Below are 14,439 nucleotides of genomic sequence, written 5' to 3'. Positions count from 1 at the left end.
TAAATTAGTATTTTTGCACAAAATAAAACCTTTATGTTTTTCTTTAAAAAGAAAGAAATTCCGTTAACAGATTTCTTTACAAATAATTTTGTTGATATCCATTCTCATTTACTTCCGGGTATAGATGATGGTGCTAAAAATATTGATAACTCTGTAGAATTAATTTTAAAGATGTATTCTTATGGAATAAAAAACTTTATAACAACACCTCATGTTTTAGGAGACGTATATCCCAATTCATCTGAAACGATAAAAAGCAAATTAAAAGAAGTAAGAACAGCTTTAAAAAATAAAGGCTACAGTGACATTAAAATTAATGCTGCTGCAGAATATATGATGGATGAGCAATTTATTGATAGGCTTAAAGCAAATGATATTTTGACTTTAAAAGGAAATTATATTCTTGTTGAGATGTCTTATTTTAATGCTCCAATGAATTTATATGATGTACTTTTCGACATTCAATTAAAAGGATACAAACCAGTTTTGGCACATCCTGAAAGATATAACTTTTTTCATAATGATTTACAAAATTACCATAAGCTGAAAAAAGCGGGATGTTTATTTCAGTTAAATCTATTATCACTAACTGAGCAATATGGTAAAAATGTTCAAAAGATAAGTAATGAATTATTAAAACAAAACCTTTATGACTTTGTTGGTTCTGACACACATCATAAAAAGCATTTGCAGTTGCTAAAAAAGATTGGAACTCAAAAAAATCTAAAAAAGATAAAACATTTACTAGATAACAATAGTAAAGTATTTAACTAAAAAAAGGAGCAATTAAAATTGCTCCTTTTTTTATATGTGTATAGATAATAATATTAACTTCTGTTAAAAATCTTTCCAAACCAAGATTTACCTTGTTCTTCCTCTGCTAAATAACCATAACCATAGCCACCGTATCCGTAACCGTAACCGTAACTTCTCTTAGGGTCTGTGTCATTTAAAACGATAGACATATTAGGTAAACGCTTATTTTTATATAGTTCTTGAGGTACTGCTAGTAAACGTTTATCTAAATAATTTGCTCTAACAATATATAAGAACATATCTGCATACTTAGAGATTAGCAAAGTATCTGTTACTAAATTAACAGGTGCAGTATCTACTACAACATAATCATAATCTTGTTCTGTATCAATTTCTTCAAATAAATTCTTTACGTTATCACCACTTAATAATTCTGCAGGATTTGGAGGTATTGCTCCAGAAGAAATAATATCTAATGTTGGCGCCTGTGGAATTTGAAACTTTAATTCGTCTAGCGTCAAATCGCTACTTGTAATATAATTTGTCACACCTTTTTTACTTTCTAAACCTAAATATTCGGTAACCTTTGGCGCTCTTAAATCCATCCCAATTAATAGAACTTTTTTACCAGATAAAGATAAAGTTGCTGCCAAGTTTATTGAAATAAATGATTTACCCTCACCACTTGTAGTAGAAGTGATAAATATAAATTTCTTAGAACCTTTTTTACTTGCTAACATAAAGTCTAGATTGGTTCTAACCAGGCGGAAAGCTTCGGAACCACTAGAACGAGCATCACTACCAACAATAACTTTTTCTTTAGATTCAGATCTAGGTATGTCGCCTAAAAAAGGAACTGTTAATGCACTTTCGATATCTTTTTTACTGTGAACTTTTGTATCTAAAAGATTTCTTAAATAGATTATTACAAAAGGTATAATTAAACCTAATAATATTGCCGCTAAATAAATTATTTTTCTTTTCGGAGAAACAGGAACTCCCGAACTATAGGCTTCATCTATAATTTTAGCATTAGGTACAGTAACTGCAAGTGAGATGGCCGTTTCCTCCTTTTTCTTTAATAAATATGAATATAAACCAGAGATAATTTCTTGTTCTCTTTCAATATCAATATAACCTCTTTCTAACAATGGGATTGTAGAAACTTTATATTTCACTTTATTTGCTTCCTTATTTGTTTGATTATACTGTGTTTCTAGAGATGCTATTAAATTTGATATACTTTTTTTTAAATTTAGTTTAAGTATTTCAATTTCTTTATTATACTGCAAAATTTGCGGATTTTTACTTCCTGCATTTACACTTAATCTATTTTTTAATAAAACTAAATCATTAAATTGCTTAATTGACTCAGCTATCGAGGCATCAGAAAAACCTAAATTTTGTGGAAGTGTTTCATTATTACTCGAATTTTTATTAATGTTTTGATAGACACCTTTAGCTATTTCAAGTTCAGTTTTTATTGCAATTAATTTCTCATTATTTGCATTAGCCGTGGCTAAAGCCAACTCTCCTTCACCAGAAAGTCCTGTAATATTATTATCAGTCTTAAAATCTTTTACCTTATCTTGTATAGCGCTCAAATCTCTACCAATTGCTTCCAATCTGTCATCTATAAATTCCTTAGTTTTCTGAGAAACCTCACTTTTATCAGCTATTGCGTCAAGATTATATTGCTTTACTAATTCATCCAAAAAATTTTCGGCTTTTTCTTGAATAGGATGAGTAATTGATAAATTCAAGACACTAGTATTTTTATTAACAGGAAAGATATTTACAGCTTTCTTAAAATAATCTATAACCTTATCCCTCGTTAATATTGATATATATATATCATTAGATGTCTCATCAAATTTTGTAGATCTTACAATTTTAAATAGACCTAAATCAGATTTAATTACTTTATCAAAAGCATTTTTAGTAACAATATCTCCATGCTCATTTTTTAATTGAAATTCATTTTTGGAAAGGAAGTTAATCGAAAAAGATGTGTCTTTTTTTCGATTTAGAAACTCTTTATTTAAACTTATTAGTTTTAAAATGATTGGATTTTTATCACCAAATATCTCTGATTTCTTTATTCTCCCTTCTCTTGAATAAATAAAACCTAAATTCAGTGAATCAACAACATTTCCAATGATTTTTCTTGATTTTAAAATTTCAATTTCATTATCTGTATTATTAGATGAGCCGCCTCCAACAATCCCCATGTCTTTGAAAGCCTCTAATTCTTTAGAAATACCAGATTTTTGATTATCTTTTATTAAAATTGATGCAGATGCGCTATATTCTGGCGTACTATACCTTAAATATAAAAAAGCTAATATAAGAGTTAAAAATACTCCTAATACAAACCATTTCCAGTGATAGATATATTTTTCTATCTCTTCTCTGATATTTACAGTATCGTTTTCTTCATTAATGGGTAATGAATTCTGTTCTTTGTTTACTTGCATTTTTACCTTGTTAAAATAGATACAATAGTTATTATTAAACCTGTAACTGATATAAATAAACTCGTATTTGTATTAGAGGAAGCAGATTGAATCCTTGAATAATTATGCTCAATATAAACTGCATCGTTTTGTTGAAGATAATACACCGGAGAGGTTAAGGTCTTATTTGAAGTCAAATCAACGTAGTACTTGTTTTTTTGATTATTTTCTTCTCTAATCACCATCACATTTTTTCTCTTACCAGAAATATTTAAGTCACCAGCTAAACCTATAGCATCTAAGATGCTAACACGCTCGTTTGGTATTGTATAAGTACCTGGCTTTTTAACATCTCCATATACAGAAATTTTAAAATTAGAAATACGGATATTAACTGTTGGATTTTTGATATAATCTGGATCTAATTTATTTTTAAATAACTCTAGAGCCTCCTCTCTTGTAAGACCTCCTAATTTTAACTTCCCCAATACAGGAAAATCTATTTCGCCTTTACTATCAATCAAATAAGCTTGTTGCCTTGGTTGTCCAACAGCAGAGTTTGAAGTACCAAATGATGCTACTGGCAAATTGAAAGGCTTAGTTGCTTCCAAATCATCAGAAGAAATTGTAATTTGTAACAAGTCATCTGGTTTAAAAATTGTTTGAAACTTATTACTCACCTTACTTTGGTCAATTTCATCAAACTGAAAATAGGCAATATCTTTATTGGAAACACATGCTGATGCTGTGATTATTAAATAAAGTAAAAAAATAAATTTAATCTTATTCATGTAAAATTTTTTTCAAAAATAGTATAAAAATCAAATACTAACTAACATTATCTAATTTTTCAAATTCAGAATTATTTGAAACGTATTCTGGCACTAAATCTTTCATAACAGCTACTAAATCGCTATTATTTAAATCACTAAAAGTAGTTGTTAATTCTTCAATTTTAGGTTTAATCTCTTTTGTATCTATTTTTTGGGTCTTAGCAATCATAATTTTTTCATGGTAAGTCTTAATCGTGTTTTCACCATTCGCCAATAACTCCTCGTATAATTTTTCACCTGGTCTTAAACCTGTAATTTTAATGTCAATATCTTCTGGATATTTTAATCCGGATAGGTAGATCATTCTTTTTGCTATCTCAAAAATCTTTACAGATTTCCCCATATCAAAGATATAAATCTCTCCTCCTTTCCCCATAGTACCAGCTTCCAAAACCAAACTACATGCTTCAGGAATCGTCATAAAATACCTTGTAATCTCTTTGTGAGTAACCGTTAAAGGACCTCCTGCTTCAATTTGCCTTTTAAATAACGGAATTACAGAACCATTAGAGCCTAATACATTTCCGAATCTAGTAATTGTAAATTTGGTTTTTTTAGACTTTTTACTAACACAGCTTACATATAATTCTGCAATTCTTTTAGATGCTCCCATTACGTTTGTCGGATTTACAGCTTTATCAGTAGAAACCATTACAAATCGCTCTATTTTATTTTCAATAGATAAATCTGCTAAATTTTTTGTTCCTAAAACATTCACCTTTATTGCTTCGTAAGGAGATTTTTCCATTAAAGGTACATGTTTATATGCTGCGGCATGAAAAATTCTTTGAGGTTTGTATTTTTTAAAAATTCTTGAAATTTTAAATTTATCTCTTACATCAGAAACAATAGCAACAAAGTTTGTAACACCTTTCTGAATCAATTCTTGCTGTAAATCATACAATGGTGATTCAGCTTGATCAATTAAAACAATCAATTTACAATTGTAAAGACTTAATTGTCTAGAAATTTCACTTCCTATAGAGCCTGCAGCACCTGAAACTAAAATTACCTTACCTTCGACTTCTCTCTGTACGATAGGATTGTCAATTAAAATTTGTTCTCTGTCTAATAAATCTTCAATATTTACTTGCTTAATTTGATTTGCTTGTAAATCTCCATCAATCCATTTAGTTAAAGGCGGTACAATTTTAACTTCTACATTTAGCTTTATTAAACTATCTGTTATCTCAAGCAACCTACTAGGTTTAATTTTCTGTATAGAAATAATAACTTCTGTAATATCATGCTTGTCGATAAAATTTTGATCGATCATTGATATATCATAAACACGAATCCTATCAATTTTTTTATTTACTTTATTTTTATCATCATCGATAAAACCTAAAATTTGATAACTTCCTTTTCTTTCTCTGTTTAGAGCGCCGTAGGTTATAATTCCAGAATCACCAGCACCATAAATTAAAGCGTTTGTAATGGTATCTAATTCTGTAGATATAATTTCGTAAAATGCTTTAAACACATATCTACTAATAATAAGCACAAAAACAGAAACTAAATAATGTATTAAAATAATAGAATTCGGAATGATAAAAGATGGATAAACTTTAAATAGTTGGTTAAATACAACAATAAAACTTAGACTAATACTTAAAATTGTAACGCCTATAAAAACATTAAAAACATCTTTTGTACCTGTATGCCTAATAACACCTTTGTAAGAACCAATTATTAAAAAGCTAATTGCAGCAACTAAAAAGACAACAATCAATTGCGGTATAATTGTACTAAAATCAAAATTAAAACTTATATCTAATCTTATAGAATATGCTAAAATAAAAGACAAACAAATAAGAAGAATATCAATTGTAAAAACAATCCATTTAGAAGCATATTTATTTAAGACTTTTAAAAAAAAATTTCTTATCATTATTTTTTTTGGATATAATAACGAATTTACAAAAAATTCTGAATTGAATTTGATATTCTGTTAAAATCGTTTTTTGTTAAATTGGTACTAGAAGGCAAACATAAACCTTTTTTAAATAAATTATATGCAACATTGTCACCGTAAAAAGCATAATTTTTAAAAATTGGCTGTAAATGTAAAGGTTTCCAAAGCAGTCTTGATTCGATATTATCATTTTTTAACTGATTTCGTAACTTTTTATTCGTAAATTTTGAAGCTTTAAAATCAATCAAAATACAACTCAACCAATGATTTGATTTCATAAAACCATCATCTTCTTTAAATAATGAAACACCTTTAACACCGTCTAAAAGACTTGCATATTTTTGATGATTAGCAATTTTTGCACTAACATAATCATTTAAATAACTTAATTCTTCAGCACCAATAAAGGCAGATACAATACTCATTCTATAGTTAAAACCTAACCTCGAGTGTGAATAGTATTCTGATTTATCTTTAGCTTGAGTTGCCAAAAAAATAGCTTCTTCTTTTTCTTCTATGGAATTACATACTAGTGCGCCTCCTCCAAATGATGATACTATTTTATTATTATTAAAAGAAAAGATACTAAAATCCCCAAAAGTCCCACACTTTTGTTCTTTATAAGTTGAACCTAACGCTTCCGCAGCATCTTCAATTAAAATTATTTGATACTTTTTTGCAATAGCCACAATTTCTTCAATCTTACATGGCATACCATACAGATGAACGATAATAATTGCTTTAGGCTTTTTCCCCTTGGCTATTCTATCTAGAATGGCTTGCTCTAAGTACATCGGGCAAATGTTCCAAGTATCTAACTCACTATCAATAAAAATTGGCTTTGCTTTTTGATATAAAATAGGATTGGCCGTAGCAACATAGGTAAAAGACTGACATAAAACCTCATCTCCTTCTGTAACTCCGCTTAATATTAAGGCCAAATGAATAGCAGAAGTCCCAGAATTTAGAGCTACAACATGTTTTTTTTCTCCAAGATATTTTTCAAGTTTACCTTCGAAATTAGTAATAACATCATAATTGGTTGTATTTATTTCTCGTGGTAAATTCACAGAAATATTACTATCCGAAAGCGCTATTCTTTTACTCATTTTTAAAAACTAAGTCTCTTTTTATTTTTCTAAATAACAATATATAACTTAATGTAAAAATAAATATCAATGTAAAAAAAACAATAAACTGAGAAGACAATTCTAACCTGTATGTTTTAAAAATTATAAAATTTACAACCAATTGCAATATAGCATAAATACTAGCTACTTTTAAGTGAGAAATTTTATATACATCAACTAACTTCTGATAAACATGATGTCTGTGCGGATCAAAAACACTTTCTTTTGTAAAAATTTTACGGTAGAGTAAAGTATTTCCTGCATCGGCTCCATAAACAATTATAAGTAATAACATCAATGGTGATGATAATTTTATTGCCAGTAAGAATCCTACAAAATACATAAATAAACCTATTGCAATACTACCTATATCCCCTGCAAAAAAAAGTGCTTTTCTTCTAAAATTATAAAACCCAAAAATTATCAATGATATTGCTGGGTATATTAATAGGTCATTATCAACAATATTTTCAGTATTGTTTATCAAAAACAAACCAGAAATAACTGCTAAAGAATATAAGCCCGTTATTCCATTAATCCCATCCATAAAATTAAACATATTTACAGCTCCTATTCCTAAAATTAAGAATACAGCATACAAATAAAATGGAGAGAAAGGATAATCAACTTGATATAAAATTAAAAAAACGCCTAAAAACTGAAAAGGGAATCTAATTTTAGAACTCAAAGTATAAATATCATCCAAAAAACTAATGACAGAAATCAAAAAAACACCTAAAATAAAATAAGGGTATTGATAATCATTTAAAATAAAAAACAATAAAATCGCTAAAGGAAAGATGATTCCGCCTCCTCTAACTGTTATTTTTGTATGTGAACTCCTTTGATTTGGTTTATCAATAATCTTAAATTTAATTGCCAATTTTAAGTATACATAAGATAATACTGCTAAAAGTAAAGTAACAAGTACGTAGATTTTCATAAATATTAGAATGATGCTATCGTTTTTTCTATTCCTTTTTGTGCGGATAAAGGTAGTTCTTTTTCTATTTGATTTTTAATTTTTTGATTAGAAACAACATAGTTTTCTGTTAACTTTTGTAACCTTTCAGAATTTATTGGTAAAGGTAAGATGTCACCTAATTTGGCTAAAGTATTCACTAAAAATTTAGGCGTCTTCAAAATCTTAGCAGGTTTATTTGTAACCTCTCCCATTATTTTTACCAAATCTTTTGTGGATAGTGATTCATTATCGGCAACATTATAAACCCCTGATTCTATATTAGTGTTATCTATTAATTCATTAATCACAAAACACAAATTTTCTACTGAAACAAAAGATCTCTTATTTTCATATTTACCAAAAGGGTAAGGAATTCCTTTTGATACAAAACTGTATAGAAGGTTTAAGTTACCTTTATTATTTGGCCCATGAATCATGCATGGTCTTAATATGTATACCCTTTTTCCTTCAGGAATCTCTTTAGATAAGATATAATTTTCTGCAGCTAGTTTAGATTTTCCGTAAACAGTTACAGGTTTTGGTGTAACATCTTCTGTTAAAACACCATCAACAACATCTGCAGCGGCTTTTACAGAACTCACATAAATAAAAACTTCACATTCACTTTCTAAAAATTGGTCAAATAGTTTTTTCGTTAATTCTGTATTAACTTCGAAATACTCACTATCTTCTGATGTTTTCTTTAGATCGTGTGCTTTTCCTGCCAGATGAATAAAGCTTTTAGCTTTATTTAGGTCTTCTGAACTTAAGGTTTGATAACTCAACTCATCTTTGGTTGGATTTCTAGAGACACCAATAGTCTTTTTTTTATTATGGGTTAAATAATCGATTAAATTAAGTCCCACAAAACCTTTGTTTCCTGTAACAATATTCATTTTTATTATTTTTATTAGATTCAAAATCAATCTAAAGAAACACTTTTTTTTGACGACCAATCAATATTTTTTTCAGCTTCTGAAATATCGATAAAATTGAAATTTCTTAATAAATAATCAAGTTTATTAATCGCTCCAAAAGTACCGATTCTACTTTTTAAATGTCTGCTAAAAGACAAATTTTTAAATGGTTGCTTGTGATCGAAATCTCTTGGATGCAGATATGTCATCACATAATCTGATTTATTTACAAAATTATTAATCAAAAATTTGGGTAAAATCCTGAAAAAACCACCGCCAGAAAATACTATTTTTTTGCTTAACACTCTGTGAGCATTCATTGGAAATTCTTTTAAAACACCTGATTTTGTGTTAATTAAAAAAGGGCTGTTTTCAGGAAAATTATCGAATCCTCCAAATTTTCGTTCAACAGGAAAAACGGAGGCATCGTATTCAATTCCATTTTTTTTTAACTCCTCAAAAGCCCATTGATTAGTTGTATTTATTGAAAAACCTGGTGCCCTATAAGACAAAACTTTTTTTCCTATTAAATCTTCAATAGATATTATAGATGTTCTTAAATCTTCTGTAAATTCTTTTCTATTTTGTGTATGAGCTAACTTATGTAAATCTGAATGTGTACCTATTTCATAACCACTTTCATTAATTTTTTTTATTATTTCAGGATACCTTCTTACAATCCATCCCATACAAAAAAAAGTTGCTTTTGTATTATGTTTTAATAATAAATCTAATAATTCATCAATCATATATGGTAACCTTTTTTCAAAAGTCAACCAATTCGAAACATCTGCATTATTATGGTCTTCAAAAACATGAAACCATTCTTCTATATCAAAAGTTAAAATATTCATAGTATTATTTTATCTCATTCCTGATTTATTCTTTCTAAAAGTTGGATTTAATTGTTTTAAAAACCCTCCAACAGTTCCGTAAATAAATGGCATGATATCATCTAAACTTCCTTCTTGGTAATACGTATTTTTTGACAATAATTTAAACCAATTTGGGTCTGTTTTAAATCTATTTTGGCTAAACAAAAACCACAAGATATCTAACCCAAAATACCTTAAATACTTATTTGGTGAATAGATGTAATTTTTCAATTCTAAACCCAGTGTTTGATTTGCAATGATTGTAGCAAAATCTATACCTGAAACAATTGAAGACTTTATACAAGCAGGTACTCTTGGATTAATTTCCATGATTTTTGATTCTCCTGTTTTAGGGTCTTGAATTAAATCAAAATCTGCAAACCCAACCCAACCAATTGTTTTTAAAACATCATAACACAAATTCACTAAACTCTTATCCTCTATAGTTTTATTACAACAACTACTACCTCCTTTTTCTGGATAAAACCTAATCTTATCAATTACGCTACTTGCTAATAATTCTCCTTTATCATCAACAAATAATTGTACCTTAAATTGTTTACCGCCCTCTTTAATAAATTGTTGCAAATGACAAGAACCATGTTCTTCTTTTATAGAATTGTAAATTCTAAATAATTCTTCTTTAGAATTTACTAAGGTAATACCTCTACCACCAGTTGTTATATTGGGCTTTATCAGACTAGGAAAACCGACTTTTTCTGAGGCGACATCTAAAGCTACCTTATCTAAATCTGCCGATTTTGGATGTGGAAAATTATGCTGTTCGCAAATTTGCATTAATTGATTTTTATCGTATCCACTGTTAAAGATTGTAATATCTGGAATGATAAATTTAGTAAATTTTAATAATTCTAATTTATTACTACTTAAAAATGAAGCTGAAAAATCATTCATAGGAATTACAACATCGATTATATTTTCTTTTAAATATTCAATTAAAAAAGATTTAAATTCAACTGGATTTGTAATAACTGACGGACAAATAACTTTAGCGTCTGCATATCTTGTTCTATAGCCATAAGACGTTTTTGTATCACAAAATAGAACTACGTTATAATTATTTTTCTTTAACGCTTTTGCAATTGCTAAGCTTTGTATGGTTTGACCATCTAATAACAATACTCTTTTCTTCATTTTAAGCTCTGTCTTTTATATGTTTTGCTGGTATACCACCAACAATGGTATAAGGTGCAACATCTTTATTTACGACCGAATTTGAGGCTATTACAACTCCTTTTCCTATTTTTATTCCTGGTAAAATAACAGATCCTGCTCCAATCCAAACATCGTCCTCAATAATAATGTCACCATCGTAATAATCTTGATTTATTGTAGGTATATCTATTTTGTCAATTCCGTGATTAAAAGCAAACATCATTACATTTGCGCCACAATGTACATGGTTTCCAATTACAATTTTCCCAGTTTTTTTTCCTCCTTGCAAAACATTGTTATGATTTAGCAAACAATTGGCACCAATAAAAATTCTTTCCGCTTGTCGTAAAATTACTGTTGGATGTACTTTTGTGTTCTTACCAACATTTGCTATCTTTCTACCTCTAACATAATTAATAATGTAATATGCAAATAACGACAACGAGTGTTTTATAAAACTAAAAGAAAAAACCGTTGTAACTATTTGAACCAAATATTTTCTTTTAGACGGACGATCAAATACAACATATTCTTTCTTTATCATTTTAATTTTTTAAATTTTATTTTTATCGCATTTTTTATAATGAAGATAAAATATTTAGGATATTGCTTTATAAAAAGCGTAGGCTTTTGCAAGAATCTCCAGTAAACTCCGGTAAGTCCTAATTTTTGAATAGCTTTTGGAGGCATATTATACTCTCCTAAAACAAACCTAAATGCAGCTCCAACATTCAATATAATTTTATTATCTGTATGCTGCATTAATTTCGAAGCAAATATATCTTGTTTAGGAGAACCTAAAGCTAACCAGACTATATCGGCTTTACTATTATTAATACCATTTGCTATTTGTTTATAATTGTATTCTTCTAAAGAAGAAAACGGAGGCGAAAAGCTACCAACAATATTAGCACCATATTCAACTTTAGCTTTTGTTATTAATTTATTTAACACCTCTTGTGTATCCCCTAACAAATAATGTTTTATTTTCTTATCTTCATTTCTTAAAAAATGTTCAAACAATTCGGGTCCTGCTGTTCTTTGAATGTTTTTATACCCTGATAGTTTTCCTAACCACACCAAAGGCATACCATCTGGTATGGTAATTAAAGAATTATTTTGAATTGTACAATAACTATTATCTTTAGAAGATAAATATGCTGTTCTTGTATTGGTAACACATACATAACCATTTACTTTTGCAATATTATCTTTAATAAAACGAATTACATCTATTTTTGTAACTGCAACAAGATTTAAATTACCTATTTTAAAAACATTCATTATAACATTGTTTTATCTTCCAAATTATTTCGCATTTTGCTCGTATCTTTCATCATCCATCTTCCCATATTTTTAAAATCTTTAGCTCTTGTGTATATTATTTTTATAAAATCTAAAATACTTTTCTCTTTAATTTGATATTTAAGCGTAGATATTACATGTAATAAAATTTCAATTTTAAAGCGTTTTTTATAATAGTTATCATAGTTTTCAGTATTCTTAGCTAACTTCTCACTAACTACTTTCCAACTCTTTAATAATTTTTCTTTCTTTTTTCCTTTAGCTAAACCCGTTCGTAAATCATTATTAATAATTGTGGGTATTAATTCGTATGTAAATGAAAAATCTTTCTTTAAATCAAAATTTAGAATCATTGAACTTCTTCTTCTTTCCGAATGTCCATCCATTATAAAATCACCCAAACTGTAAAATATTTTTTTGCCTTTGTAAGTTTCTTCACAACCAATTACATGAGGATGAACAGTTATTATCGAGTCAACTCCTATGTCAATTTTAGAATGTAAAGCGTTTCTAAAAGCTGGGTTAGGATATCTGGAAAACATTATTCCGCCGTGTACATAAAGAATAACAAAATATCCTTTTTCTTTATATTTAACAATTGTTTTATCAATAATTTCATCATCTAACCATAATAGCTTCCTATTAAATTTTTCATCATCAATTTCAATATTGATAACATCCGTACAACATATAACAGCACAATTGATTTCGTTGTCTTTTAGAATAACAGGTTCGTATTCATGTTTATAAAAACCGTTAGACACAAAATTTTGATTTTCTAAAAATTTAATGGACTCAACGATTCCATTAGTTCCGGCGTCATTAATATGATTGTTTGCAAGTGAGAAAACGTCAACAAAATCAACTTCAGTCAAAGTTTCTGGCTTTGCTATAAAAGTCATAATATCATCTTCTTCAATATTTTGAGAAATAGGTGCTTCCAGATTTGCTACAACAAATTTTGACTTTGAAATTATTTGCTCAACTTCTTTAGATACTATTTTATTTTTAGAAATGAGGGATTTTTCACCTACCTCTCTTCCCAACATTATATCTCCTATAAATGATAATTTCATTAAATCTTAATTTTATTTCTAGTTCCAGTTATTATTTGAGCTATTTTCCGTGAATTTATTTTTAATTTATTATTGAAATCTATCATTAATGACTTACGCCCAGTACTAGTTTTCAGCAGTAAAGCACGATAAATTAACTTATAAATTATACTAAAATAATATAAGAATTGCCTTTGATAGTAATTATTTTTTTTGAATGACAGAAAATTAAAATTGGTTTTTACTAAAATATCCATTTTAGTTTTATAAACATTAATACTAGTACAGTGTGTTGCATCATCCCCAAAACCAATATTATTAATTTTTGATAAAAATGGGTAAACTGTATATCTATTATTTAAAAATTGGTTAAAAGCCCAACGTACATACCAAGAGTTATTTCTAGAATATATTGTATCTAGGAGCATTCGATCTATATCTGCACCACAAGTCTGTTTGAAATCCTTTAACTTATTTTCGTTGTTAAGAACATAACTTCTTAAATAGTCTAAATCAAAATTACACTGTCCCCAATAAGACTTCCAAGTTGCCCAACCCCAAGAATGAGTTCTTTGTTGAAAATACACATCAGATTCATCACTATTATCTTTTTTTATATCTAAAGAATATCCACTTACAGATTGAATATTTTCGTCTCTTTTGTAAAAATTTAAAGAATCATTCATGAAATTCAAAAAATTTGGAGTCGTTTCTAAATCATCTTCTAGAACAATTACTTTACCATATTTATTAATTATTTCTGTAACACCATTAATAATAGAATCAGCCAACCCTTTATTTGTTTCACTTTCAAAAACAGTAACCTCTTTAAAACCCTTAATTGTTTTAAGAAAAACCCTTATTTCTAAAATTTTGGTTTTCTGATTTTCATTCTTCCAACCATCAGAAAAAACAAACAACTCACTTTCTTTTGCTAAATAATTGTTTTGCAGTGCTTTAATAGTTTTTTTTGTTTCTTCTAACCTGTTAAAGGTGAATAAGCAAACAGGAGCCAATTCATTTTTGTTATCCATACAATTCTATAATTAAATTTAAT

General features: G+C 28.0%; 13 protein-coding genes. 1 reads left to right on the top strand and 12 read right to left on the bottom strand.

The features are described from left to right. The first annotated feature begins 33 nt into the window (after positions 1-33). Positions 34-774 (top strand): tyrosine-protein phosphatase, encoded by a 741-nt coding sequence (locus B5464_RS10150; RefSeq protein ID WP_079738267.1) that lies wholly within the window; start codon positions 34-36, stop codon positions 772-774. Positions 775-827: 53 nt separating this feature from the next. On the opposite strand, the gene B5464_RS10145 is transcribed toward B5464_RS10150, so the two are convergent. From B5464_RS10145 to B5464_RS10090, 12 genes are read right to left on the bottom strand one after another with little or no spacing between them, the layout of a single operon-like run. Next, positions 828-3,233 carry a polysaccharide biosynthesis tyrosine autokinase gene (locus B5464_RS10145; RefSeq protein ID WP_079738266.1) on the bottom strand — a complete coding sequence of 802 codons (2,406 nt, stop codon included), beginning with the start codon at positions 3,231-3,233 and terminating at the stop codon, positions 828-830. 2 nt (positions 3,234-3,235) lie between these two features. Then, positions 3,236-4,003, bottom strand: coding sequence for a polysaccharide biosynthesis/export family protein (locus B5464_RS10140; protein ID WP_079738265.1), 768 nt, complete (start codon positions 4,001-4,003; stop codon positions 3,236-3,238). Between the two features lie 37 nt (positions 4,004-4,040). Next, positions 4,041-5,936 carry a nucleoside-diphosphate sugar epimerase/dehydratase gene (locus B5464_RS10135; RefSeq protein ID WP_079738264.1) on the bottom strand — a complete coding sequence of 632 codons (1,896 nt, stop codon included), beginning with the start codon at positions 5,934-5,936 and terminating at the stop codon, positions 4,041-4,043. Between the two features lie 26 nt (positions 5,937-5,962). After that, positions 5,963-7,069 (bottom strand): DegT/DnrJ/EryC1/StrS aminotransferase family protein, encoded by a 1,107-nt coding sequence (locus tag B5464_RS10130; RefSeq protein ID WP_079738263.1) that lies wholly within the window; start codon positions 7,067-7,069, stop codon positions 5,963-5,965. After that, positions 7,062-8,033 (bottom strand): glycosyltransferase family 4 protein, encoded by a 972-nt coding sequence (locus tag B5464_RS10125; RefSeq protein WP_079738262.1) that lies wholly within the window; start codon positions 8,031-8,033, stop codon positions 7,062-7,064. Before B5464_RS10125 ends, B5464_RS10130 begins: the two co-directional genes overlap by 8 nt. Positions 8,034-8,038: 5 nt before the next feature. Continuing rightward, positions 8,039-8,950 carry an NAD-dependent epimerase/dehydratase family protein gene (locus tag B5464_RS10120; RefSeq protein ID WP_172830878.1) on the bottom strand — a complete coding sequence of 304 codons (912 nt, stop codon included), beginning with the start codon at positions 8,948-8,950 and terminating at the stop codon, positions 8,039-8,041. A 26-nt stretch (positions 8,951-8,976) separates the two neighbouring features. Beyond that, the gene (locus tag B5464_RS10115; RefSeq protein ID WP_079738261.1) at positions 8,977-9,825 is read right to left on the bottom strand and encodes a polysaccharide deacetylase family protein; all 849 of its coding nucleotides are present in this window, start codon (positions 9,823-9,825) and stop codon (positions 8,977-8,979) included. Between the two features lie 9 nt (positions 9,826-9,834). Continuing rightward, on the bottom strand, positions 9,835-11,001 hold the full coding sequence (locus B5464_RS10110) for an ATP-grasp domain-containing protein (RefSeq protein WP_079738260.1): 1,167 nt from the start codon (positions 10,999-11,001) through the stop codon (positions 9,835-9,837). Position 11,002: 1 nt separating this feature from the next. After that, a complete protein-coding gene (locus B5464_RS14515; RefSeq protein ID WP_079738259.1) occupies positions 11,003-11,566 on the bottom strand; it encodes a DapH/DapD/GlmU-related protein in 564 nt (187 codons plus the stop codon). Next, positions 11,563-12,306, bottom strand: coding sequence for a WecB/TagA/CpsF family glycosyltransferase (locus B5464_RS10100; protein WP_079738258.1), 744 nt, complete (start codon positions 12,304-12,306; stop codon positions 11,563-11,565). The genes B5464_RS14515 and B5464_RS10100 overlap by 4 nt, the downstream gene beginning before the upstream one ends. Next, the gene (locus B5464_RS10095) at positions 12,306-13,403 is read right to left on the bottom strand and encodes a CapA family protein (protein WP_079738257.1); all 1,098 of its coding nucleotides are present in this window, start codon (positions 13,401-13,403) and stop codon (positions 12,306-12,308) included. The genes B5464_RS10100 and B5464_RS10095 overlap by 1 nt, the downstream gene beginning before the upstream one ends. After that, entirely contained in the window at positions 13,403-14,416 is a 1,014-nt protein-coding gene (locus B5464_RS10090) for a glycosyltransferase (protein WP_079738256.1), read from the bottom strand. The genes B5464_RS10095 and B5464_RS10090 overlap by 1 nt, the downstream gene beginning before the upstream one ends. Positions 14,417-14,439: the final 23 nt, after the last annotated feature.

Origin of the sequence: Polaribacter sp. KT 15 (assembly GCF_900143115.1) — a bacterium.
GTDB lineage: Bacteria > Bacteroidota > Bacteroidia > Flavobacteriales > Flavobacteriaceae > Polaribacter > Polaribacter marinaquae.
This window is presented reverse-complemented; position numbering and strand designations above follow the sequence as displayed.